This window comes from Burkholderiales bacterium (assembly GCA_035543335.1).
Classification (GTDB): Bacteria; Pseudomonadota; Gammaproteobacteria; order Burkholderiales; family JAHFRG01; genus JAHFRG01.
This window is the reverse complement of the sequence record DASZZH010000020.1, coordinates 1-23,723: the sequence shown is the minus strand read 5'-3', so window position 1 is coordinate 23,723 and position 23,723 is coordinate 1. Positions and strand designations below refer to the sequence as shown.

The 23,723-nt window shown below is 55.0% G+C and carries 27 protein-coding genes; 14 read left to right on the top strand and 13 right to left on the bottom strand.

The genetic code is table 11. From position 1 onward, the window contains the following. Window positions 1-384 precede the first annotated feature (384 nt). A complete protein-coding gene (locus tag VHE58_04095) occupies window positions 385-1,041 on the bottom strand; it encodes a cation transporter (protein HVS26463.1) in 657 nt (218 codons plus the stop codon). A 95-nt stretch (window positions 1,042-1,136) separates the two neighbouring features. Continuing rightward, a complete protein-coding gene (locus tag VHE58_04090; GenBank protein HVS26462.1) occupies window positions 1,137-2,042 on the bottom strand; it encodes a cation diffusion facilitator family transporter in 906 nt (301 codons plus the stop codon). Window positions 2,043-2,593: 551 nt separating this feature from the next. Between VHE58_04090 and VHE58_04085 the strand changes: the two genes are divergently transcribed. The 4 genes from VHE58_04085 (at window position 2,594) to VHE58_04070 (ending at window position 6,639) form a co-directional block, all read left to right on the top strand. Further along, on the top strand, window positions 2,594-2,959 hold the full coding sequence (locus tag VHE58_04085; protein ID HVS26461.1) for a hypothetical protein: 366 nt from the start codon (window positions 2,594-2,596) through the stop codon (window positions 2,957-2,959). A gap of 221 nt (window positions 2,960-3,180) precedes the next feature. Beyond that, complete coding sequence (locus VHE58_04080) at window positions 3,181-3,855, top strand: c-type cytochrome (protein HVS26460.1); 675 nt, start codon at window positions 3,181-3,183, stop codon at window positions 3,853-3,855. A gap of 25 nt (window positions 3,856-3,880) precedes the next feature. Next, window positions 3,881-5,299: a TolC family protein gene (locus VHE58_04075; GenBank protein HVS26459.1), complete on the top strand. Its 1,419-nt coding sequence runs from the start codon at window positions 3,881-3,883 to the stop codon at window positions 5,297-5,299. Window positions 5,300-5,301: 2 nt separating this feature from the next. Further along, window positions 5,302-6,639, top strand: coding sequence for a copper oxidase (locus tag VHE58_04070; GenBank protein ID HVS26458.1), 1,338 nt, complete (start codon window positions 5,302-5,304; stop codon window positions 6,637-6,639). Between the two features lie 413 nt (window positions 6,640-7,052). Here the strand turns inward: VHE58_04070 and VHE58_04065 are convergent, their stop codons facing one another. The 7 genes from VHE58_04065 to VHE58_04035 all read right to left on the bottom strand — a co-directional run bounded on the left by VHE58_04065 (window position 7,053) and on the right by VHE58_04035 (window position 11,322). Further along, complete coding sequence (locus VHE58_04065) at window positions 7,053-7,319, bottom strand: thioredoxin family protein (GenBank protein ID HVS26457.1); 267 nt, start codon at window positions 7,317-7,319, stop codon at window positions 7,053-7,055. Window positions 7,320-7,329: 10 nt separating this feature from the next. Beyond that, window positions 7,330-8,085, bottom strand: coding sequence for a MerC family mercury resistance protein (locus VHE58_04060; GenBank protein ID HVS26456.1), 756 nt, complete (start codon window positions 8,083-8,085; stop codon window positions 7,330-7,332). Between the two features lie 2 nt (window positions 8,086-8,087). Next, the gene (locus tag VHE58_04055) at window positions 8,088-8,528 is read right to left on the bottom strand and encodes a MerR family transcriptional regulator (GenBank protein ID HVS26455.1); all 441 of its coding nucleotides are present in this window, start codon (window positions 8,526-8,528) and stop codon (window positions 8,088-8,090) included. 189 nt (window positions 8,529-8,717) lie between these two features. Further along, on the bottom strand, window positions 8,718-9,416 hold the full coding sequence (locus VHE58_04050; GenBank protein ID HVS26454.1) for a glutathione S-transferase family protein: 699 nt from the start codon (window positions 9,414-9,416) through the stop codon (window positions 8,718-8,720). Between the two features lie 18 nt (window positions 9,417-9,434). After that, window positions 9,435-9,662: a sulfurtransferase TusA family protein gene (locus VHE58_04045; GenBank protein ID HVS26453.1), complete on the bottom strand. Its 228-nt coding sequence runs from the start codon at window positions 9,660-9,662 to the stop codon at window positions 9,435-9,437. Further along, complete coding sequence (locus VHE58_04040; GenBank protein ID HVS26452.1) at window positions 9,659-9,985, bottom strand: rhodanese-like domain-containing protein; 327 nt, start codon at window positions 9,983-9,985, stop codon at window positions 9,659-9,661. Before VHE58_04040 ends, VHE58_04045 begins: the two co-directional genes overlap by 4 nt. Before the next feature lie 41 nt (window positions 9,986-10,026). Next, window positions 10,027-11,322, bottom strand: coding sequence for a serine/threonine-protein kinase (locus VHE58_04035; GenBank protein HVS26451.1), 1,296 nt, complete (start codon window positions 11,320-11,322; stop codon window positions 10,027-10,029). Between the two features lie 96 nt (window positions 11,323-11,418). On the opposite strand from VHE58_04035, the gene chrA reads away from it, so the two are divergent. Genes chrA through VHE58_04020 form a run of 3 tightly spaced genes read left to right on the top strand, consistent with a single transcriptional unit; the run spans window position 11,419 to window position 14,699 of the window. Then, complete coding sequence (gene chrA / locus VHE58_04030; GenBank protein HVS26450.1) at window positions 11,419-12,777, top strand: chromate efflux transporter; 1,359 nt, start codon at window positions 11,419-11,421, stop codon at window positions 12,775-12,777. Between the two features lie 9 nt (window positions 12,778-12,786). Continuing rightward, window positions 12,787-13,452, top strand: coding sequence for a hypothetical protein (locus tag VHE58_04025; protein ID HVS26449.1), 666 nt, complete (start codon window positions 12,787-12,789; stop codon window positions 13,450-13,452). A 53-nt stretch (window positions 13,453-13,505) separates the two neighbouring features. After that, window positions 13,506-14,699, top strand: coding sequence for an MFS transporter (locus VHE58_04020; GenBank protein HVS26448.1), 1,194 nt, complete (start codon window positions 13,506-13,508; stop codon window positions 14,697-14,699). A gap of 44 nt (window positions 14,700-14,743) precedes the next feature. Here the strand turns inward: VHE58_04020 and VHE58_04015 are convergent, their stop codons facing one another. Next, a complete protein-coding gene (locus tag VHE58_04015; protein HVS26447.1) occupies window positions 14,744-16,168 on the bottom strand; it encodes a M48 family metalloprotease in 1,425 nt (474 codons plus the stop codon). A 54-nt stretch (window positions 16,169-16,222) separates the two neighbouring features. Here VHE58_04015 and moaC point away from each other — a divergent pair, with 54 nt between their 5' ends. Next, on the top strand, window positions 16,223-16,741 hold the full coding sequence (gene moaC, locus VHE58_04010) for a cyclic pyranopterin monophosphate synthase MoaC (GenBank protein HVS26446.1): 519 nt from the start codon (window positions 16,223-16,225) through the stop codon (window positions 16,739-16,741). On the opposite strand, the gene VHE58_04005 is transcribed toward moaC, so the two are convergent. Beyond that, window positions 16,738-17,190, bottom strand: coding sequence for a chromate resistance protein ChrB domain-containing protein (locus VHE58_04005; GenBank protein HVS26445.1), 453 nt, complete (start codon window positions 17,188-17,190; stop codon window positions 16,738-16,740). The two genes, moaC and VHE58_04005, sit on opposite strands and share 4 nt — an antisense overlap. A gap of 128 nt (window positions 17,191-17,318) precedes the next feature. Here VHE58_04005 and soxY point away from each other — a divergent pair, with 128 nt between their 5' ends. Both soxY and soxZ read left to right on the top strand, forming a co-directional pair. Next, window positions 17,319-17,783 (top strand): thiosulfate oxidation carrier protein SoxY, encoded by a 465-nt coding sequence (gene soxY, locus VHE58_04000; GenBank protein ID HVS26444.1) that lies wholly within the window; start codon window positions 17,319-17,321, stop codon window positions 17,781-17,783. A 3-nt stretch (window positions 17,784-17,786) separates the two neighbouring features. Beyond that, on the top strand, window positions 17,787-18,107 hold the full coding sequence (gene soxZ / locus VHE58_03995; protein ID HVS26443.1) for a thiosulfate oxidation carrier complex protein SoxZ: 321 nt from the start codon (window positions 17,787-17,789) through the stop codon (window positions 18,105-18,107). Between the two features lie 178 nt (window positions 18,108-18,285). Here the strand turns inward: soxZ and VHE58_03990 are convergent, their stop codons facing one another. Further along, the gene (locus VHE58_03990) at window positions 18,286-18,519 is read right to left on the bottom strand and encodes a hypothetical protein (protein HVS26442.1); all 234 of its coding nucleotides are present in this window, start codon (window positions 18,517-18,519) and stop codon (window positions 18,286-18,288) included. A gap of 96 nt (window positions 18,520-18,615) precedes the next feature. After that, entirely contained in the window at window positions 18,616-19,296 is a 681-nt protein-coding gene (locus tag VHE58_03985) for a class I SAM-dependent methyltransferase (GenBank protein HVS26441.1), read from the bottom strand. Between the two features lie 273 nt (window positions 19,297-19,569). Here VHE58_03985 and VHE58_03980 point away from each other — a divergent pair, with 273 nt between their 5' ends. From VHE58_03980 to VHE58_03965, 4 genes are all read left to right on the top strand, one after another. Continuing rightward, window positions 19,570-20,490, top strand: coding sequence for a lysylphosphatidylglycerol synthase domain-containing protein (locus tag VHE58_03980; GenBank protein HVS26440.1), 921 nt, complete (start codon window positions 19,570-19,572; stop codon window positions 20,488-20,490). 52 nt (window positions 20,491-20,542) lie between these two features. Beyond that, window positions 20,543-21,592 carry a UDP-N-acetylglucosamine 2-epimerase gene (locus VHE58_03975; protein HVS26439.1) on the top strand — a complete coding sequence of 350 codons (1,050 nt, stop codon included), beginning with the start codon at window positions 20,543-20,545 and terminating at the stop codon, window positions 21,590-21,592. Window positions 21,593-21,753: 161 nt separating this feature from the next. Next, a complete protein-coding gene (locus tag VHE58_03970; GenBank protein ID HVS26438.1) occupies window positions 21,754-22,728 on the top strand; it encodes a glycosyltransferase family 2 protein in 975 nt (324 codons plus the stop codon). 19 nt (window positions 22,729-22,747) lie between these two features. Continuing rightward, window positions 22,748-23,584: a class I SAM-dependent methyltransferase gene (locus tag VHE58_03965; GenBank protein ID HVS26437.1), complete on the top strand. Its 837-nt coding sequence runs from the start codon at window positions 22,748-22,750 to the stop codon at window positions 23,582-23,584. The last annotated feature ends 139 nt before the right edge of the window (window positions 23,585-23,723 follow it).

Genomic DNA, 23,723 nt, shown 5'->3' with positions numbered 1-23,723 from the left:
CAACAAACCCATGAGTGTGGCCGTGTCCACCATGCCCGCCTTGACCGTGAGAGGGGCCGTGCGGATGGTCGTGATCTTCGTCATCGTGTGAATGGTCGTCGTGATGAGAATGTTGGCTCATGTTCCTGCCTTCTTACTTTTAATGGAAAACGGCGCGCACCCACGCCGTGCACAACGGTATTACAACTGAAGCATCGGATTCGGGCATTTTATCAATCAATGCCTTGCAACGCTCGCCCTTCCTAAAATTAATACTAGGCAGTCTTATAAAGCTTCACAAAGCTTGAAAGTGGTTACGTGATGGTTATATCGGTTCTAGTGTTTCCGTGGCTCCCCAACCAAGGCAAATCTGGGCACTGGCACGAATCTATTTTCGTACATTGTTTATCGCCGCACGATATGAACTGACGCCGTAGCGATGGGTTTAGAGAGCTGCTTGAACTCTGAAATCGCCCCTTGTAACACGCGAATAGCAGACCGTAAAAAGAGGCACGCAAGTAACGAGCCAATCACTAAATCCGGCCAACCCGACTGCGTTAACCATACACCTCCCGAAGCTATAAGCACTGACAGGTTCGATGCAATGTCGTTACGCGAGCACTCCCAGACCGAACTCATATTGATGTCTTCTTCCCGGTGCTTCCAGAGCAGCGCCAAACACGTGCCGTTGGCGATCAGCGCGAGGATGCTTATTACACCCATCGTCTCGAAAACAGGAACTGTCGGAACGATGATTTTGTATGCGACTTGCCCGAGCACGAACAGGCCTGCAGCGAGGATTAAGCAGCCTTTGAACACAGCGACCTTCGCTTTAGAGTGTGTGCTGCGGGAAACGGCATAGAGACTCAGTCCGTAGGTCAGAGCGTCGCCCAGGTTGTCGAGTGAATCGGATAGCAAAGCGATTGAGCTGGCCAGAAGCCCCGCAATGAGCTCAACAACAAACATCACTGCATTAATGCCGAGAACGATTCTTAAAGTCCCGCTCTGACGCTCTCTCAGGGCCTCAATAGCACACGCTTTATCTTCGCAGCAGTCGGTCATATTTCCAATTTATTCCTCTGTTGCCGCTAAGTAACACGGAGCCTAAGGATCGTCACCTAGAAGTTAGTCTGGCCGCGCGATGGTGCTTAGCCACCTTACACACTGCCTTTTTCACACGCAACGTCGCAAGGCTGCGTACTGTCGCCACGCTCCCACTGTAAAGTGGTGTGCTCGATCCCGAACCGCTCATGAAGCTCCTTGCTGGCCTGCGTAATAAGACGATCATCGTCGCGAGAATCAGGCTTGACGAGGTGAACCGTCAGAGCTGTTGCCGTCGTGCTCATGCCCCAGATATGCAGATCATGAACTCTTGTCACGCCAGGCAAACTCTTTAGATAGGCTTCGACAGCCTGCGGGTCAATACCTTCAGGCACTGCATCCAGCGCCAAATTGATCGAATCCCGAAGAAGTTCCCATGTAGTGAAGAGAATAACCGCTGCGATGAGCAGACTAACAAATGGGTCTATCCATTGCCAGCCGGTGGCGAGAATACATAAACCAGCCACGACGACACCTGCCGATACGCCGGCATCAGCAGCCATGTGGAGAAAAGCGCCCCGAATGTTAAGGTCGCTCTTGCGCCCGGCCATGAACAGCAACGCCGTCGCCGTGTTAATGACAACGCCAACCAACGCCACCCAAATAACGGTTGTTCCAACTACTGGGGACGGATCATTAAAACGCCGAATGGCCTCCCAGGCAATGGCACCAACGGCCACCAAGAGAATGACCGCATTGAGCAGCGCCGCCAGAATAGAAGAACTGCGCCATCCGTAGGTGCGGCGTTTCGTCGGCTGTTGTCGCGAAAGATGACTGGCTCCCCATGCCAGTAACAAACCAAGAACGTCGGTTAGATTGTGTCCGGCATCTGCGAGCAACGCCAACGAGCCGGCTATGACGCCAAAAACTGCTTCAGTGACAACAAAGCCAATGTTGAGGGCAATGCCTACAACAAAGGCACGGTTGTAGTTGGTGTGGCCATGATTATGTTCGTGTGCCATGTTTACGACCGCTTTCTGTTATCCGACTCGCGCCCCCGTTCGCGTAACACGAGGGCCTACGGATTCCTATAAGAGCGAGGTTACGGGGGCATAATAACCCAGAAACAAAAATGGGCACAAAATCAGTGCCCATTTTTGTAGTTGAATGGCTCCCCGACCAAGGCTCGAACCTGGGACCTGCGGATTATTAACAGAGCCGCCTTTGCGTGCCTTCGACCAACCTGCCCTGAGTCGTTCGCACTTCGACTTGCCTGTCGTGAGCATCGTCGAAGGGCGGCATGACAGAGCGGATGGCAAGGATTGGATGACAGTTTACTTTCAACTCAGCATTCACCTAACCTGGTTTGACGTAGGTAGGGAATTATTGGTAAATTAAGCGGTCAGAAAATTATCTCAAGCGCCGGATTTTGTACGCCGGCGAATTTCAGCTTGGCGATTGCCAAACGAGTGTATTAACGATGAGTTTAGCTGCCCAATATCAACTGTCAGAACGATCCGCAGCTTGCCGGCGGCTCGGTAGTTTCAGTTTGCGGTCCCATGCACGGATCGTCTTGGCAAGCTGGCTGTTTACCCTAGCAGTCTGCGTTTTTAGCGACGTAAGACTCAACGAAACACCCGTCTATCAAGCTGAACATTCAACCATTTCACACGGGCATGACCAACCCCAGCATGACGGCAGCACACAGCATGTGGATGATTGCTGCACCGTTCTGCAAAATTTATCGGCGTTCTCCAAGGTAAGCAACATCCAAATCCCGCTGCATAACCTGGTTTATGTGTTGCTGCCCTATATTGTCGTTGTTCATGCGGTTCCCCTTGTCGCTGCCAAAGTGCATTTCTTTGGCAACGATCCCCCCGGTAAACCCAAGCACGCCTTAATCGCCAACTCAGTCTGGCCCAACGCCCCTTCGCACTGATCTCCCCTCCCCGGTTCGGGTTGGGTGGTACTGCTTTGGGGTGCGCGTAAGCTTTTTCGTTTTCTCCTCAAACTGTATTCCCGGCTCGCCGTTGTTTCGTGCCGAGTTGGTTTTCGGGAATACATCAACGCGGCCCTCAATCCAGTTATTCCCGTTGACGAGAAAGTTTTTAGTGAGATGAAAGCTATAATCCCTCGCTTCATTGCAGGAGAGAAACGACTATGAGCGCAAACCCATTACTTATGGTTGCGGGGCTGTTATTGCTTGGCGGATGTGCCTCGGACGTGACGGTGCCGCCAGTAGCCCTCAACCATCCAGCCAACCCCAGTGCGCCCGAGGCGCCCATCACGCCCTTGGCGCAAACGCTGCAAACGAGCGATCCGGTCATCGCGCCCGCAGACTCGATGCAAGGCATGAACCATGAATCAATGAAGGGCATGGGCCACGGTTCAATGCAAGGAATCGACCATGGCTCAATGAAGGGAATGGATCACGATTCAATGCAAGGCATGGATCATGGCGCGCACTGGATGGCTCCACAAGAGGCGGCTGCCAAACGTAATTCTGTTCCTGCAGACACTGCCTCTATTAGCCGTGGCAAGAAACTGTTTGCAACCAACTGTGTGGTTTGTCACGGGCCGGGCGGTCGCGGCGACGGTCCCGCGGGCGCTGCACTCAATCCCAAACCGGCTGACCTGACCGAGATGGCGGGACAACACAGCGATGGCGACTTCGCCTGGAAGATCGCCAACGGGCGTGGGCCGATGCCGGCCTGGAAACAAGTTCTCGATGAAAACCAGATCTGGGATTTGGTGAACTACATCCAGACTTTGAGTGGCCCCAAGAAGCAAACCGACACCGGATACGGCGATCATGACAACAGCCATCATCACTAACCAGACGTCAGCAAGGAGCGCAGTCATGACTGGAACATTAAAAACCGTTTGCGCCGCAGGCCTCCTCATCGCGTTCGTGTCGGGTTGTGCTTCAGTCCCGAAAGATGCGGGTTTTGACGACGTGCGCAAGATAGTTGCCGAACGCACCGGCAAGCGCGTCGAATGGCGTCAAGAGAGAGCTGAAGACGAAATTGTTATTCAGGCTGTGCAAGAGATGCTCAAGGATGAACTCACCCAGGACAGGGCAGTGCAGATTGCGTTGCTCAATAACCGGCGCTTGCAGATAACTTACGAGGACTTGGGGCTCGCCCAGGCCAATCTGGTGCAAGCGGGGCTGCTGAGAAACCCCGTGTTCAACGCGGGGATACTGTTCGGGCCGACGCCTGCGGATCTGGTGTTTGGCGTCGTCCAGGATTTCTTGAGTATCTTGTATCATCCACTGCGCCGGAGCGTGGCGGAGGCCGAATTTGAAGCGGCGAAGATCAAAGTTGCAGGCGCAGTGTTGGATATGGCGGGCCAAACTCGCGCAGTGTTCTATCGCGCCCAGGCGCAAGTGCAAACCGTCGAGTTCCAACGCCAGGTTGTGGAATCCACCGGTGCGGCCTATGACGCGGCGAAGCGGCTGCATGACGCGGGTAATATCACCGATTTGACGCTCGCCAACGAACGGGCTCTCTACGAAGAAACCAGGCTTACACTAGCGGAAGCCGAGCTCGAGCTGGCTCAAGGGCGCGAGCGTCTTAACGTGTTGATGGGCCTATGGGGAACCGATACCCAGTGGAAAATCAACCCGCGTATGCCGGAAATACCCAATGACACGCTGGACCTTAACCGGCTTGAAACCCGCGCAATCGGTGCAAGCCTTGATCTCGCTGCTGCCCGCAAACGGATCGAAAGCATTGCCAGAGTGCTGGGGCTCACCAACGCGACCGCTTTGATTCCGGAATTCGAAGTTGGGGCAGCCTTTGACCGTGATGACGGAGTACGGAAATATGGTCCTACGGCCACGCTGCAAATCCCCATTTTCGATCAGGGGCAAGCCAGGCAAGCGGCCGCCCAATCGGAGTTGCGGCGCGCCCAGCAAGCTTACACTGCGTTCGCCATTGAGATTCGCTCTGCGGTGCGCTCTGCGCGCCAGGCGATGGAGGTCTCTTACGCCCGGGCGCTGCATGTAAAAAATGTCATCCTGCCGCTCCGCACCAAAATCGTGGATGACACGCTGCTCCAATACAACGCCATGCAAGTGGGAATTTTTCAACTGCTGCTCTCGCAACAGCAACAGATTGCGGCGGGCCGCCAGTACATCGAAACCCTGCGCGACTATTGGCTTACGCGCACGCAACTGGAACTGATCCTGAGCGGCCGCTTGGCCGATATGGGATCCTCCGCACAACCCATAACAACCACATCAAGTATATCCAACATGCAAACAGGAGGTCACTGACCATGATTACACGACGCAAATTTTTAACCACCGGAGCCGCCCTCGCTGGAGGCGCGGCCGTTCTTCAAAATTCACAACCGGCTCAGGCCGCGCCCGAGCGGCGTTGGGAAAAATCCTATAGCGGCGGACCTCAAGACCGGCCTGCGCTAACCCCGGGGCAACCGGGCCATGATTACAAGCCGGTCATCACCCCTAATGGCGCATCCCTGCCCTGGAATATCGTGGACGGCGTAAAAGTGTATCACCTCATCGCCGAGCCGGTACGTCACGAGTTCGCTAGGGGTCTCGTCGGCGAATGCTGGGGCTATAACGGCCGGGTGCACGGGCCCACTATCGAGGCAGTCGAAGGCGACCGGGTGCGAGTTTATGTCACTAACAAGCTCCCCGCCCCTACCACGATTCATTGGCATGGGGTGTATTTACCGAACGGTATGGACGGTGTAGGTGGTCTCAATCAGCGCGCCATCAAGCCGGGCGAGACGTTCAAGTATGAGTGGACATTCCGCCAGCATGGCACCTTCATGTACCACTCGCACCATGACGAGATGACGCAGATGGCTATGGGCATGATGGGGATGATCGTCGTCCATCCGCGCGGCGGCACCCAGGTCAACCGCGACTTCGCCATCCTGCTTTCTGAGTGGCGGATCGATCCTGGCACCTTTCGCCCCAACCCCAATGAGATGACGGAATTTAACGTGCTCACCATGAACGCCCGCTGCTTCCCCGGCACCGAGCCGCTAGTAGTCAAGAAAGGCGACCGGGTGCGAATCCGTATCGGCAACCTAAGTGCAATGGACCATCATCCGATCCATTTGCATGGCTATCACTTCACGTTGGTTGCAACCGACGGTGGTGACATTCCGGTTTCCGGACAGTGGCCGGAGACGACGATTCTGGTGCCGGTAGGCAATACGCGCGATGTTGAATTCATAGCCGACGCACCGGGAGACTGGGCGATGCATTGCCACATGACTCACCATGTCATGAATCAGATGGGGCACAACGCACCCAACCTCATCGGCATGAACCCGGGGGACCTGGATAAGAAAGTGGGTTCGCTACTGCCCGGCTACATGACCATGGGCCAGTACGGTATGGGCGATCACGGCGAGCACGTGGAAATGGGGCACATGGCGGTGCCGAAGAATAGCATTCCGATGGTGGGCGCCCGAGGTCCCTTCGACTACATCACCATGGGTGGCATGTTCAGCATTGTTAAGGTACGGGTAAACTTAACGAGCTATGCCGATCCCGGTTGGTATAAGCACCCCCAGGGCACAGTCGCTGACCTCGCAAGGGCTGACGAGTTGCAACGGGATGGGGTGCAGAGAGGGTAATAGTTAAGGAACCTCTGATTAAGTCCTCCGCGAATTGCGTTGCGGGCAAAATGCGGATGGATGCGAGGCGCGCGACGAAGGGCGTAGCCGGGACTACGACACCGAGGAGCGCAACGACGCAGACACCGCATTTTAGCGCAACCCGGAGGGACGGGGCTTTCCGGGCGGTCTGCTTTGTCGCTCGGCTTGCCAAGGGGAATGGCCATTGGCTGCGCCTCGCTTCGCGCATCCCATCCCGGAAAGCCGCCGTCGCAACTGCGTGGGACTTAATCAGAGGTTCCTTAAATTCATAAATTTATTTTTGGGTAATTAGGGCGAAATGTAACCAAAATAGGTGCTCGGGAACCGCTCTCGAGCACGTCCCCAATCAGGCAGGGCGCTGGGAGCTTGCAGTAAGAATCGTCTAATCGTTTCTAGACCGGTACCCCAATCCCTGCTGCACGGAGTGTGGCTTCGTCTGGTCCGCGGCCAGCACAGCAATTTGCAAGCTTGCCATCGACGACGACAGCGGGAACGCTACGGACACCGTATCGTTTCGCTTTCTTAGCGACTTCCGGTTGGTGCATGTCGAGGATTTCGACCTCGCATGACGGGCAGGCAATACGATTGATAAGCGCAATAGTATCTTCGCACACCACGCAACTTGCGCTAAATACTTCGATCTTCCGAGTTGTAGCCATAGATTTCTCCTTAACGCGCCTCTGCTTTTACTTCGCTTTCCCCTGCGGCGCATGCAGGGCAAGGGGCTATTTGTGATGGTTTTTGACGGATGCCAATGAAGATCGCGACGACAAGTAAACCGATGCCGACGGTAGTAAGCCAATCAAGCTCAAACGCGAACTTGCCGAGTAATACGATTGCTGATGCTGGGATGCCTATCATTAGGGCAGCCCACTGCCGGACGCGTCTTGCCTGTATTACTAAAGCACTAAGGGCTACCGTGAGAAAAGTAATCGTGAGCGGTAGCAAATAAGGCGTGTAGTCAAAGAACTCCAATCCCAGGACGCTCAGAAGTGTCGCATAGGCTGGTAGGCATAAGGGGCACGCGAGTTTGGGCAGCAGCGCGGTTCCGATTGCTGGAAATGACGCAGCAATCGCTTGCCAACGGCCCTCGCCAGCGATGCGACGCTTTCTCGCTGGAGCACCCGTGAGCAGGGCAGCACAGATTAACTCGAGCGGTGGTGTTGGTTGCAGAGTGCCATCACCACCACTGTAAACGCGGCAAGCGTGGGTGCCGGATCTCGAGCTAAATTCGGCGATGTCCTTGCCGTCCACAAGGATGGTTGGCGAGCCGAAGCTTTGGACGTATTCAGGGTTTTCTGGTAAGTCGCGTTCCCATTCCTTCCATCTCGCGGAAACGCCAATCTTAGTGAATGCCTTGATCAGCAGCGATCGTGTCGCAGCGACATTTTGGCAGTCGGCATCATAGATCAACTCGACGTTCATCTTTAATCCCTCTCGCTTTCAAGGGCTTCAAGGATCGGGCATTCACTTGTCGGCCCTTTGCCTTGGCAGGCTGTGGCGAGCTTGCTTAACGCGCCTTTGATCCGATGCAGTTCGTCGATCTTCTTGTTCACCATTGAGATCTTTTGGCGGGCGCGTTGTCGGATATCGCCGCATGTAGAGCCCGGGCGCATGCGCAATGACAGCAGTTCCTCTATTTCGCTAAGGGAGAAACCCAGTGCCTGCGCCTGCCTGATAAATCGGAGGCGACGGATCGCATCATCTGAATACATCCGGTAACCTGAGGCAGTGCGCGCAGGCTTCGGTAGCAGACCGCGCCGCTCGTAGTAACGGATAGTTTGGACCTTCACGCCGCCTTGATCAGCGACTTTACCGATCGTTAGTGATTCTGGATCTCGCATATCAGCATTACCCTGGGTGTCCATACTATAAACCCTACACCTAGGTATAGAGTCAAGAGGGTGTTGCGGGGATCGGCTAGAGAGGGGTGGGGGTAAAGCGGTACCCCCATTGGGGTAACACGGGGGCTTACGGTTAAATTCTAACAGAACAAGAACGTTTCTCCGACTTCGGCGCGCTCTGGAGAAACTCACCGCGCAACTGGAAAAACTGGGCTAAGGATAGTACCTTCCCCGCATGCGCTGGCAATACGCTTCGAGGTTGGGGTATTTCATGGTGTGCTGCTTGAGCGGGGAATCCAGCGGAACCAGAATAATGTTGGCGAGAAAAGCATAGGCAGTGGCATCGAGCGAAGTCGGGGCCTCACCCATGAAATAAGGCTTGTCGCCCAGGAAATCGGCGAGCGCGGTGATGTCGGTTTTGCCGATGTGATGAACCTCCTCAGCCCCGTGACGTCCCATGCCGTGTCCCCACATCTGCCTGGCAACGCCGCGGCGCGCCAAGGCGGAAATCGGCCCGCGCAGCAAAGCCGGCACCGGCTTGAAAAACTCCGCTTTGGTCGCCTCCCAGCCTTGCGGCTCCATCCAGCGCGAATACGCCAGTGCCCAGTAGAGATTTTCTTCCATCATTCTACGCAGCGCGACTGCTTGTGCGTTCTCAAGCGGGGGGAGTTTTGCATCGAGCGCATCGCCGTAGGTTGATTTTAGGTATTCAAATATGAAGCCGGAATCAGCGACAACCTTGCCGTTATCATCGATGTAAGGCAGTTTCCCTTTGGGCGCCTTGAAATGGCTGGCATTGGGCACGATTTCGTATTGCAAGCCCGCCATGCGCAAATAGTTTTCCACCTTCATGCAGAAGGGGCTGGCGTTGGGCAGTCCAAAAGCAGGCTTGAATTGATAGAGTTTGATCATGCGGGCAAGCGCGCCGAATCAGCGTTTCTTCATGAAAAAGGTAAATTCGCCGCCGGCTTCGGTTTGCGACAGCAATTCGTTTCCGGTTTGTCTCGCAAACGCCTGGAAATCCTTGACCGAGCCGGGGTCGGTGGCGAGCACCTTCAACACCTGCCCTGAATTCATTTCAGCCAGCGTTTTCTTGGTGCGCAAAATCGGCAAAGGGCAATTCAAGCCGCGGGTGTCGATTTGCCTGTCGAAGTTCATGCCGCAACTCCCGTGAGTGGCAGCCCGTTTCTCACCCAGGCGTTGACGCCGCCCTGCAGATTGTAAACCTTGCCGAAGCCTTTGCCGGCGAAAAAAGTGCAGGCCTGCGACGAGCGCGGGCCGGACTGGCAGTAAAACACGGTGGGCGTTTCCACGTCCCATTCCGCCGCCTTGGGCGGAAGCAGATGCAGCGGAATGTGAATCGCGCCTTCGATCATGCCGCGCGCCACTTCAGCATCGCCGCGGACATCAACCAGCCGCAAATTCCCGCTCGACTGCATTTCCTGCAAGCGGGCTGTGCTGATTTCCTGGAGGTTGGGCATGCGAAAAATATAGCAGAGTTTACCGTCGCAGCAAACACGGCTCAGAAAATGCTGATTTTGCGATCCAAAAGCAGTTGCGAAAGCCGCGTGTTGGCAGCGGCGAGGCGATCGACCAGGATTTGCAGAAACGCGCGATCGAACTGGGCGCGGCAGTTTTCCGAGGCCTGCGCCAGCGAATCCGCGGCGATTTCAATCGCGATGGCATCATCGACTGTCGCGATGCTGGCGGTGCGCTTGAACTGGGCCTTGCCCAAATAAGCCATTTCGCCGAAGCATTCTCCGGCTTGCAACACGTTGAGCAGCTTGCCGTCCTTGCTCACGTTCACTTCGCCGGAAGCAAGGATGAAAAACGACTTGCCGATTTCACCCTCCTTGAGCAGCGTGATGCCCGGCTTGTACTTGTGCCAGTTGGTGATGCGCAGCACCTCCCACAGCTCGGAATCGTTGAAATTCCCGAAGAACGAGAGCTTGCGCAGGGTGTCGAAGCGTTCGCCCTCGGAAAAGTCCTCCTTGGGCTTTTCCAGCGTGTTGTAGACGTCGATCAGCGCCTGCGCGAAATTTTCCCAGGTTTGATAGCGCATATTCAGTTCCTTGCGCAGCGCAGTCTTGGCGATCACATCCATATGGACGGGTATTTCCGGACGGTGCAGGCTGGGCGGCGGCGGATCGACGTTGATGATCTGGTACACCATGCTGTAGTTGTTGGCGGCAGAAAACGGCAACTTCCCGGTCAACAATTGATACATAACCACACCCAGCGAAAAAATGTCGGTCTGGTGATTGAGCGGCATCTCGCGCACTTGCTGCGGCGACATGTAGGCCGGTGAGCCGATGCCGACGATTTGCGTGGTGTCGGCGCCTTCGGTGAGCGCCGTGCCGAAGTCGGAAATCTTGATGTCCAAGTCCGAGGTCAACAAAATGTTCGCCGGCTTGATGTCGCGATGGATGATGCCGTGGCGATGGGCGAACGCCAGTGCGCGGCCGGCCTTGAAAATGATTTCGATGACCTTGTCCACCGACAGCAGGTTTTCGACCTTGCAGTATTTTTCCAGCGTGCCGCCCGCGACGTATTCCATGACGATATAGCTCAAATCATCCTCCACCACCGCATCGTAAATGGCGACGATGTGCGGATGCGAGAGCTTGCCCACCAGCGATGCTTCAGTCAGGAAGAGTTTCTTATAGCGGCGCCCCTGCTGCTTGTCGCGCAGCGCTTTTGAATCCACCAGTTTGATCGCGACCTGGCGGTTGGCAAAAGGGTCATTGGCGAGATAGACCTTGCTGGTTGCCCCCTTTCCCAGTTCCTTGACGATTTCGTATTTGCCGATTTTGTCCATGACCAGGCCGCATTACAGCGCGGCAAATCAATTCCACATACAATACAGGGAGCCTCTGTTTCAGAGGTTCCTTAGTTTATACGAAGCAAGCAACCTATGGACATCCCTTCCAGGACGATTGAACCCCCGCCTAGCGTATCTTTTGCCGAGGCTTTCCGCTACTGGCTCAAGCTGGGCTTCATCAGCTTTGGCGGACCGGCCGGGCAAATCGCCATCATGCACCAGGAACTGGTGGAAAAGCGGCGCTGGATTTCCGAACGGCGCTTTCTGCACGCGCTCAACTATTGCATGCTGCTGCCCGGGCCCGAGGCCCAGCAGCTCGCGACCTATATCGGCTGGCTCATGCACAAGACGCCGGGCGGGATTGTCGCCGGCGTGCTGTTTGTTCTGCCTTCGCTGTTTATCCTGATCGCGCTGACCTGGATCTATCTCGCATTCGGCAACGTCCCGGTCGTGGCTGGAATCTTTTATGGGATCAAGCCGGCGGTGACGGCAATCGTGGTGTTCGCCGCCTACCGCATCGGCTTGCGCGCGCTGAAAAATGCCGCGCTGTGGATGCTGGCGGCTGCCGCGTTCGTCGCCATCTTCGCGCTGAAAATACCCTTCCCTTACATCGTGCTGGCCGCCGGCATCATCGGCTATTTTGGCGGGCGCTTGGCGCCGGCGAAATTCGCCATCGGCGGTGGACATGGCGCTTCCGACAAAAGTTTTGGCCCCGCCATCATTGACGACCACACGCCGACACCGGAACACGCGCGCCTGAGCTGGCCGCGCTTCGCTTTTTACAGCGTGGTCGGGCTGGTGTTGTGGGGCGGGGCGATGGCCATCCTTGCCTCGCTCTACGGCTGGGAAGGCACGCTCACCCAAATGGGCTGGTTTTTCACCAAGGCCGCGCTGCTCACTTTCGGTGGCGCCTATGCGGTGCTGCCTTACGTTTACCAGGGCGGCGTCGAATATTACCAGTGGCTCACCCCGGCGCAAATGATAGACGGCCTCGCTCTGGGCGAGACCACGCCGGGGCCGCTCATCATGGTGGTGGCGTTTGTCGGCTTCGTCGGCGGCTGGAGCAAGGAATTGTTCGGCCCTGACCTGTCGTTTGTCTCGGGCGCCATCGCGGCAACCGTGGTGACTTACTTTACTTTCCTGCCGTGCTTCCTGTTTATCCTGCTCGGCGGCCCGTTTGTCGAAACCACCCGCGGCGACATCAGATTCACCGCTCCGCTCACCGGAATCACCGCCGCGGTGGTAGGAGTGGTGCTGAATCTCGCCTTGTTCTTCGCTTATCACGTGCTATGGCCGCGGGGCTTTGGCGCGGCGTTTGAGTGGCCGCTGCTCATCATCGGAATCGCGGCGATGCTTGCGCTGTTTCGCTATCGGGTCGGAATCATCCCGGTAATCGCCGCCTGCGGCGCTGCTGGCTTAATCTACACCTTCCTTACTCAACTTTTCCGGTAGGAGAACACCATGACCCACAAAATGACGCCATTATCCCGCGATCCCGGCAGGCTTAAGACTCTAGCAGCAGCTCTTGCAGTTTTCACTGCGACTGCGGCGACCGCTGAAACCGTCAACTTCGATAACGACAATCCGGGCACGCTTCCTGCGGACTGGATGGCTGGGGCAACCGGCAAAGGTTCACCCAAATGGTCGGTTGAGCGCGACGCCACTGCGCCCAGCAAACCCAATGTCCTGACACAATCAGGGCAAGGTATTTTCCCGTGGTGTGTTAAGAAAGCGACTTCCATCACCGATGGTTTCGTGGAAGTAAAGTTCAAACCCATCGCAGGACGTGAAGATCAAGCGGGTGGTCTCGTCTGGCGCTGGAAAGACGGGGACAACTATTACGTTGCGCGCGCGAACTCACTGGAAAACAATGTCTCGCTCTACTACACAAAGGGGGGCTCACGTCATACGATCAAGTATAAAGATGCCTCAGTCCCGGCCAAGGTGTGGCATACCTTGCGTGTTGAATTCAGCAGAACGCGAATAAAAGTGATGCTTGACGGAATAACCTATATCGAGCTGGATGACGACCATATCAGCGAAGCCGGTGCGGTCGGAGTTTGGACCAAAGCGGATAGCGTAACCTCGTTCGACGACTTTAGTTATGGTGCTGTCGGATCCAAGTGAGCAACAAAACAATCGTCAGGAGTAATAAGAAAAACAGACTTTCTCCTCCATTAATGAACGACCGCGAAATCCTTTATGCCACGGCTTTTCTGCGCGCCCTCGCTACCGGCATGATGGGAGTGTTGCTAGGAATCTACCTTGCCAAGCTCAACTTTACTGCCAGTGAAATCGGATGGGTGATTGGCGCGGGGCTATTGGGCGCCGCCGTCGCCGCACTGCTGGTAACGCTTGCCGGGGACCGCTTAGGCAGACGACGGATATTGTTTGCTATTTCTATTCTAGGTGCGGCGGGAGGTCTTGGCGCGGCGCTCTATTCCAGCTTGGCAGCGGTGAGCTTTGCCGCCTTCATCGGCATGCTGAACGGGATGGGCAGAGACCGCGGTGCGGCGCTGGTGCTGGAACAGGCTATTCTGCCCGCGGCCGTCTCCAACGCAGCGCGCACCCGTGCCTTTGCCTGGTACAACGTTTTGCAAGACATCGGACATGCGGCAGGCGGACTGCTTGCTGCGCTTCCTGAACTGCTGCGCCATTTAGGCGGCGTTGACGAAATCACCTCATTCCGCGTTGCAGTAATATTTTATGCCTTGCTGCTGTGCTTCTCCGCTTTTTTTTACCTACTGTTGTCTCCTGCCGCAGAAGCGCCGGCCCCCATAGAACGCCGACGCATCGCGCCGGAAAGCCGCAAAATATTGTGGCGAATCTCGGCCTTGTTCGCGCTGGATAGCCTGGCCGGTGGATTTCTTGGTTCGGCACTTCTGTCGTTTTTCTTTTACCAGCGGTTCGAAGCCAGCGCAGCCCTGATTGCGGTGCTGTTTGCTTGCGCGCGCACCGCCAATGCTTTTTCCCACCTTGGCGCAGCGTGGCTCGCGAAGCGCTTCGGGCTGGTAAACACGATGGTGTTTACCCACATTCCCTCCAGTGTGCTAATGGTTACCGTCGCCTTTGCCCCGAATTTTTGGGTGGCTGCGGTTCTGTTCTTGCTGCGCGAAGGATTGGTAGAGATGGATGTGCCCACGCGCCAGTCGTATGTGATGGCTGTAGTCCGCCCCGAAGAACGCACCTTTGCTTCAGGAGTCACTCATCTGGTACGACTGGGCGGCTGGGCGGTTGCGCCCTTTTTTGCCGGCATACTCATGCAGTTTGTCGCGCTTTCCACGCCGCTTGTCATCGGCGCCGGACTAAAAATTACCTACGACGTTATGCTGTATATCGCGTTTCGTGGCATCAAACCGCCGGAGGAAACGTAAGGTCCAGACAAGTTTCTAGTCGCCTCAGCAGTAGTTGTGGGTCGCTATTGCTTGCGCAACTCGACTTCGAGGGCGCGGAATTCCTTGAGCCGCGCTTCAACGGCGGAGAGCTGATAAAAATCGCCGTCGCCGCTTTTCAGCGCGATTTGCAGCTGCTCAATCGCCAAAGGCAGGTTGCCCAGCAAATAGTAGGCTTCAGCCTGTGACTTGTGTTGCAGTAATTTTTTGTCTAGCGCCGCATAGCTCTTCGCCTGCAGCAGATAAAGATGATAGTCCTCGGGATATAGCTGCAGCTGGTTTGAAGCGAGATTGAGTGCGTCCTGCGCCTGGCCCTTTTGCAAGAATATATCGCTGCTGATGTAGACCAGCGGCCGGTATTGCGGATAATTTTTCAGCGCCGCGCGGTAAATGGCAGTCGCTTCCGCGGTTTTGCCGCTCGCCGATTTAAGCTGTCCGGCCAGGATTTCAATCAAGGGGCTGGGCTGCGCGATTTTGCGCACCTGCGCGAGCTCCTGCTCGGCGCGCTCGAGGTTGCGCCCGCGCAACAACGCAATCGTCAGCCCGAAGCGCTGCGCCGCTTCGCTTGTGTATTTTTTCTCCTGCAGGCTGTCTTCGAAGTAGGCGATCGCGTCTTTCGGCGATTCTTCCTGGGCGCGCAGGCGCGCGCGCAGGAACTGGAATTCCTGGCTGTCGAAGACCTGCCGATAGCGCAGGTGCTGCACGCGGTTTTGCACATCGGCTATGCGCTCGAAGGTCAGCGGGTGAGTGCGCAGGTACGAGGGCGCATTGCCTTCGACGAAGCGGGTGGACTTCTGCAGGCGCTCGAAAAACGCCGGCATGCCGCGTACGTCAAAACCCGCCTTGTCCAGCGTCTGCAGGCCGATGCGGTCCGCCTCGCGCTCATGCTCGCGGGTGAAATTGAGCTGGTTCTGCGCTACGGCTGCCTGCGTGCCAATTATTGCCGCTTGCGAGAGCTGCGGGTTGGAGCGTGCCGCAAGAATGGCTATTGCGATGCCCGCCAGCGAAGTGGCGATCGACTGCTTTTGCGCGGCGAGGAGGCGCGCGATGTGGTGCTGGGTCACGTGCGCGATTTCGTGCGCCAGCACCGAGGCGAGCTCGGACTCGCTCTGCGTGGCGAGAATCAGCCCGCTGTGCACGCCGATAAAGCCGCCGGGCAGGGCGAAGGCGTTGATGGAATTGTCCTTGAGGGCGAAAAGCTCGAGGCTCACCTTCGGTTCGTCGCCGCTGGAAGCGAGCCGGTAACCGAGATTGTTAAGATAGTCGGTGAGCTGGGGGTCGTCGAGGAAACTCGGGTCGGCGCGGACCTCGCGCATGATGCTCTCGCCGAGCTGCCGCTCCTGCCGCGGCGAAAGCGTATTTTGCGAGGCATCACCCAGTTCGGGCAGGCCTTCGGCGAGGACGCGCGGCACCAGCAACAACAGCAAGGCGATTAGATAGCTTAAACGCATGATGCTATGATAAAACTCTTTAGGCAGAGTTCCTAATCGGTACCCTACGATTTTATGGTCAAGAAGCTCACGCATTTCGATGCCCAAGGTCGGGCGAGCATGGTGGATGTGACGGAAAAAGGCGAAACTCGCCGCATTGCGCGCGCTTGCGGCAGAATTGTCATGCTTCCCGCAACGCTCAAGAAAATTCTCGCGGGCAGCACCAGGAAAGGCGATGTGCTGGGGGTCGCGCGGATTGCCGCGATTCAGGCGGCCAAGCGCACTGCGGAACTCATTCCTCTTTGCCATCCTCTTGCGCTGACCAAGATATCGGTGGAATTCAGCGTGGACCAGAAAGCAAGCGCAGTGGAATGCCTCGCCACCGCCGAGACCGTGGGACGCACCGGCGTGGAAATGGAAGTACTTACCGCGGTGAACGTGGGGCTCCTCACTATTTATGACATGTGCAAGGCAGTGGATCGCGGCATGCGCATGGATGGGATCAGGCTCTTGCACAAGGAAGGCGGCAAATCCGGCCTGTGGCGGGCGGAACAAGCCAAGCCGGTAAAATCCAAGAAAACCGTAAAAACCTAGCCTTTGGGTGGCCAGCCGTGGGTTTCCTGCTGGCAATCCCGGCACCAAGCGTATAAGGCATCGTAGACCACCATGCCGTGCTTGAGCATCTCGTGATCGTCCACGAAGTTGCGCGAGAGCCCGAGCGAAACCGCCAATAAGCCTGCCGCCTGCGGCGCCAAATCCAGCCTCGCCGTATCCGCCCCGCGCACGATGACCGCCAGTTGTTTGAGCGCCGGGTCGCCGAGCCGGTATTTCTTGAGAAATGCGTCAAAACTGCACAACTCGCCCACATGTGACATCTCCACACCCGGAATGTCGTAGGGAATGGCGCCGGTGGTTTGTGCGACTTTTAGCACCTGGTCAGCGGGAACGAAAACGAATTCCGGCTCCTTGTCAATGAAACGCGTAATCAGCCAGGGGCAGGCGATGCGATCGATTTTCGGACGCTCTCTTGTGACCCAACGCATAGATTGACTCCATAAGAATTGGTGAACCTGGACGACTTTTTGCAAACTAATATTCTTGCGGATGCCTTCTGCTACGATTTACGATACCATAATCGGCAATATAACGGTTTTGTTAGGGAATCAGGTTTATGCATAAACTGCGCCGTGCGTTTTTGCTGAAAAACGGGGTGCTTTTGACCGCATTTGCCGCAGGGCTACTGTTGCGGCCCCTACGGCTTCTTGCCGCGGAATGGAACCAGTTTGGCTTTCGAGCAAAAGCGCTGGCCGATGCGCTGAAAAGCATAGGCGCAATTAATGCTACACTGAGCAATGACATCCTGATTAAGGCCCCGGATCTCGCCGAAAACGGTGCGCGGGTACAGATTGAAATCTTGAGCAAAATTCCCGGCACCCAGATGATCGCGATTCTCGCCGAGAAAAACCCCTTCCCGCTGATTGCCAGCTTCGAGTTCGCCGACGGCGCGGAAGCTTTCGTTTCCACCTACATCAAAATGGGCGAATCGGCCAATGTGCGGGTGGTGGTGAACGCCGGCGGCAAGATGTATACCGCGGCGAAAGAGGTCAAGGTCACGATAGGCGGTTGCGGGGGATGAAAAATGGCTGACGGGATAAAAATCCGGGCGCAACTGCGAGACGATGTCGCCGACATCAAGGTGCTGATCAGTCACCCCATGGAAACCGGCCAGCGCAAGGACAGTCAGGGCAACCTGATACCGCTTCACTTCATCAAGAAGGTAAGCGCCACGCTGAACGGCAAACTGGTGCTGGACGCGCAATGGAGCCAGGCGATTGCTAGGAATCCCTTCCTCGGCTTCAAAATCCGCGGCGCCAGGGCCGGCGATAAAGTGGCGGTAAGCTGGAGCGATAACCAGGGCGAAGCCAATTCCGTCGAGACCACCGTCACCCCAGCGAACTGAACGATGCGGCGTAGGGGTTGTTCGGCGCATAATAGCGAGAATTTTCATTGAACGGCTTACCGTCGGGGCCGAGCGAGCCGTACACTTCATCGGTGGACAAGCAGTCTCCATGGCTCTCCGCCGCCAGATTCACGAGGGCCCCCGGACGATGTTCCACAAACGACCCCGCGACCCATTCTCAGTCCGCGATATCGCCCTGGACCAGGCAGTAGTTTCTGTCATGCTCGAGGCTCGCCAGATTGTCTGGGTTGTCGGCGTAGGTAAGCTTTTTCATGTTGAGCACGGGGACGGCCTCGGTCGCCATCCAGTCGAGAATAAAGTTGGACCCGATAAAGCCGTCGTCTCCGTTGACCAGAATTAAATCGCGCCTCCCCCGGATGTACGGCTTGTGATCCAGCTGCAATCGCTTCATTGGAACTTTCCGGTCACATTGTACTGCGGGAACCCTCCCCCATTCGCCCAAATCTGTAAAAGCAGGAAGCTTGTGACTTGTCCGTATTCACATGATTTACTTGCGGGCCTCGATGAATATGCGCGCTTTGAAGTAACGTCCAACAAAAGGCAGGTATGACAAAAAATGTAAGAAACGTAACACATTGTAATGAGGAAGAAGCAAAATTCTATGAATTCGGAATCCTGCTTTCTTTAATAAAGTCACATTTTCCTCTGGCGTGCGGACCGCGATATGTTGTGGAAATTGTTTCACGAAAAAATTGTTATTTTTCATAACCTCTAAAAAAAATCTCGCGTTGGGCGTATGCAAATACAAACGTCCATAACATGCCAGTGAATTTCTTATTCTCCCAAGTGTATCCAGCCACTCCTGGTCATACACATGTTCCGAGAAATCCATGGCGAAGCCAATGTCGAACTTGTCGGGGTATTTTTTGCAAAAGTCCTGGATTGAAGAGCACTCAAAGTAGGCATTATCGAATCCAAAATCGTTTTTCTTTGCAACAGCCCGATCTATAAAGTGTCGGGAAAAATCAACGCCGGTATATGATTTGACTTTTGGAGCGACATGAGGCATCAACACTCCGCTTCCGCAAGCGAAGTCAACGACGTTCTTGTCCTTATCAAGCTCAATGTATTCAAATAATCTTTCCAGACGTAAAAAAGAATTGGTCTTCTCGAATTTGTCGGCGTAATCTTTTCCGTGAAGACTTTTGAGCTCTTGTTTCGTTTTCACGTGACCATATCTTTTAGGTAACCGTTAATTTGGTTCTTGTTTTGACGTCTATATGGGTATCCTACGTCGCATAATAAGGACGGTCAACAGCAAAACTTTCTAATAGCCGTATAAAGTAACAATGAAGAAACTGGCAATCAAGGCCGTTCTGAAGCGAAAATCGCATCATGCTCAAAGCACCAAGAAGCTCACGTCCTTCATTGATGCTGGCGCAAATGTAAATAAGCAAAGTGACTCATAAAATATGCCTAAACTCAAGTATAATTAAGATCCATGAATCTGTTTAAAAAAGCATGGCTGCTTTTGTTTATAGTGGCCAGCCTTTTCTTTGTTTATGATTACCTGCAACGGCAGGTGGGCGGACTCCAGCAGTCTTTCAAGTTCTACCCGGTGTTCTTTTTTCTGGCTGCTCTTGTATACCTTCTGTTCTGGTTAAACGTAATATGGTGTTGGAGACAAATTGTTTCGATTATTGCCAACGTAAAACTATCTTTTAGCGCCGGGTTTCGCCAGATTGCTTTGATGACACTTGGCAAGTATTTACCAGGCAAAGTTTGGGGCATGGCGGCTCGTGCCGCCCTAATAAAGCAACAAGGTATCGGGTTCAAGGAAGCCTTACTTGCGACTTTCCACGAACAATATTTGTTCCTGCACGCCGCTGTCGTACTCAGTTGTTTGCTGCTGGCGGTTCTTTTTGAAGCTGCGTGGAGTCTGGCCGTGGGCTTGTTGGGCCTCTTGAGCATTCCCTTCGCTTTACTATCCCAAAATTACATCTTCATCCTATTTAACTACTCGTCCAGAAAATTAGGGTATCGAGATGTACTCGACAAGACAAATATCCTGTCTGCGAAGAACTACTTAAAAATACTGGCCGCTTACTTTCTAGTATGGATCTTGAGCGGTATTGCGTTTGCTGGTGTTTACTTAGCATTTTTCAACTCACACTTCAGTTTGGAACTGTTGTTTGCCCTGATACTGGCAAACACAGTCGGCAATACCTTAGGTTTTCTCGCTCTGTTCGCCCCCGGCGGCATAGGCGTAAGAGAGGGCGTGGCGAGCAGCATCTTAGCCGGATTCATGCCGCTCGGAGACGCGGTGATACTCAGTCTGTTGTTCAGGTTATGGGTGGTCGTCTTCGACGCGCTCAGCAGCCTGGTTCTGCTGTGGCCTAGCGATACGACATACAAAGCGTGACGGCTACGAGATGATTACTTGTTTCATGGGGACACGGGCGCAGTTAATAAAAATGGCGCCCGTCATTCTGGAAATTGAGCGGCGGGGATTGCCATTCTGTCTAGTTTTTACCGGACAGCACAAGGAAACCATCGATAACTTGATTGCAGACTTCGGTATCCAAACCGAACGCAAGTATTTGTATACCGGCAAAGAAATTACGGGGCTGGTCCACATGGGCTGGTGGTTTGTGCGTTGTTTGTGGCAATGCCTGCGCCATGCCGACGAATTCCTGCCGCGAACGCAAAAAAAGAAAAACGCGATTCTGGTTCACGGCGACACGTTTTCGACGCTTCTTGGGGCGGTGGTCGGCAAGCTAAGAGGCATAACGGTAGCGCACATTGAGGCCGGGTTGCGATCCGGCAATATTTTTCATCCATTCCCCGAAGAGCTGACCCGCCGCGCAGTTTTCAGGTTGTCCGATCTGGCTTTTTGCCCGGGAGAATGGTCCTATAACAATATGGAAAAATATTCCGCAAGGCGGATTAATACCGGACACAACACACTGCTCGATGCGCTTGCCATCGCGCTCGCCGCGCCGCAAAAAACCGACGCGCCTTTCCCCGCAAAGGCATACGGCATCATTTCCATCCATCGTTTTGAGAACATCTTCAGCCGGCGGCGGCTGGCCCGCATCATCCGCCTACTGGAAAAGGCCGCAGCGCAGCATCCGCTGGTTTTTGTCCTGCACCCCGCCACCAGAAAAAAGCTGACTCAATTCAATTTACTCGCCGGACTCGAAGCCAACCCGCGCATCAAGCTGCTGCCGCGCATGGGATACGTGGAGTTCGTCCAGCTTATCCAGCGCGCCCGCTTTGTCGTCACCGACGGCGGCAGCAACCAGGAAGAGCTGTCGTATCTTGGCATCCCCACCCTGCTCATGCGCAAGGCGACCGAACGGCAAGAAGGGTTACAGACAACGGCAACATTATGCGCATATGATGAAAATATACTAGAGCAGTTCTTGCTAAGACTGCCAGTCCATGTCCCGCGCGAACTTAACGCTTTGGGAGTCTCGCCTACCAAGCTTGTGGTTGATGAGCTTGCGGCTTATGGAAATTAGCGGCCGGCACCTGCCCGCGCCGCCAATTTGCCAATCGGGCAAAAAAAGCCGCTCCCGCTGCATAGCCAGTTCCAGCCCGGAGAAACCTGCTGTAAACTCCCACTAAGGGTTATGAATAGTGCCGCAAAGACCAATAATTAAACCAGCAAACAGCCGCTATTATGAATGTTGACTTGGTCGTTCCTTGCTTCCGCGTGAGCAGACAAGCTCCGGGCGTTATTGAAAAGGCGCTGAAGCAGAAAGAAATCCGCAACGTCATCGCGGTAGATGATGCCTGCCCGGAGCAAACCGGCAAATCAATAAAAAAAAGTTTCGCGGCAGAGCCTCGCGTGATCGTGATCCGGCACGAAACCAACCAGGGTGTGGGGGGAGCGGTACTTTCCGGCTATGCCCACGCTTTCGCCGCAGGCGCCGACATCGTCGTCAAGCTGGACGGCGACGGGCAAATGAATCCCGAACTGGTCCCGCTGCTAGTCGGGCCGCTGATTCAGGGACAGGCCGATTACACCAAGGGCAACCGCTTTTTTTACCCCAAACACCTTGACGGAATGCCCCGCTCACGTCTTTTCGGCAACGCCACGCTGTCATTGGTCAACAAATTTTCCTCGGGTTATTGGTCCATCATGGACCCGACCAACGGCTTCACCGCTCTGCATCACGCAGCCTACAGGCAATTGGACACCGAGAGTCTGGATCGCGGGTATTTTTTCGAAAGCGACATGTTGTTCCAGCTCGGCATCGCCAATGCCGTAGTGCTGGATGTGCCGATGTTTCCGCTTTACCGTGGTGAAACCAGCAGCTTGGATATCCCGAAGGTCATGCTGCAGTTTCCCGGAAAGTATCTCAACCGGTTTCTCAAGCGCATCGGATTCAAATACTTTGTTCGCGAATTCAACATCGCTTCCCTGGAAATCATGTGCGGCATCCCCGCCATCATCGCCGGCCTCGCCTACGGCATTTACCACTGGGCCAGCCATATGCGCATCGACGAGCCCACTCCGGCAGGGACCGTAATGATCGTCGGCCTGCTGCTGTTAATGGGATTCCAGCTGCTGCTTTCGGCAGTGAATTACGACATTACCCACGAACCCGACCTGCCCCTGTCGCAAAGAAATCCGACAGTGAATCCATCCTAGCCGGCATCAGGCAACCCAGATGACGTTATCGCTCTATTCCGGCCTGCCCAAAATTCCCGATTATCAGCGGCTACTCCAAAGCGATTTGTTCAAGTCAATGGAGGATTTTTCCGGCAGTTTTCTCCAGTCACAGTCAGAATATTTGAGGGGTTACCAGGGAAAATGGGTCAGGGATCCGCTGCACCAATGGAGCAGGCAGTGGGAATACCCGTTCGTATTCTCCAGAATTTCGGAATATGCAAGAAACGCGGGGCCGCGGTTGCATATTCTGGACGCGGGCTCAGGCATCACCTTCTTTCCCTTTTTCCTGTCATCCTGTTTCAGCAATTCAGCCATCTCCTGCTGTGATTACGATCGGTCTTTGGGAGACGTCTATTCCCGCCTGAACCGCAGCCTCTCGGGCCAGGTGCAATTTACTCCCGGAGATCTGCGCCACCTGCCATTTCGGAATAATACTTTTAACATTGTCTTTTGCGTATCCGTATTGGAGCATACCGATGCGTACCAAACCATCGTCGCGGAATTCCGGCGCGTGCTCAAGGAAACCGGCATGCTGATCGTCACTTTTGATATTTCGGTTAACGGCGAGGCGGATATTCCCCCGGAAAAAGCAGAACAATTGCTCGAAATACTTTATCAACACTTTCCCCGGAGCGAGAAAGTGGTGTACGCAAACCTGAAGGAAAAAGTGCGGGAGCGGGACATCGTGACGACTCGTTTCATCCGGCAAACCAACCTGGGCCTTTTGCCCTGGAAGTATCCGCTGCTCACTGCGATCAAACCACTCATCAAGCTGCGCCTGCCTAAAGCTCTTTATCGCAACTTGACATTCTTTTGTCATGCGTTCGAATGTTAGCAGGGTGTTGAAAAACTCTCCGGGAACCGCGTTTGACACGAAAAATGCTCAGATGCAAGGCGCGCGACGAAGGTCGTAGCCAGGACTACGATGCCGAGGAGGGCCCGCGTAGCGTCTGCACCTGCGAAGCTGTGCAGCG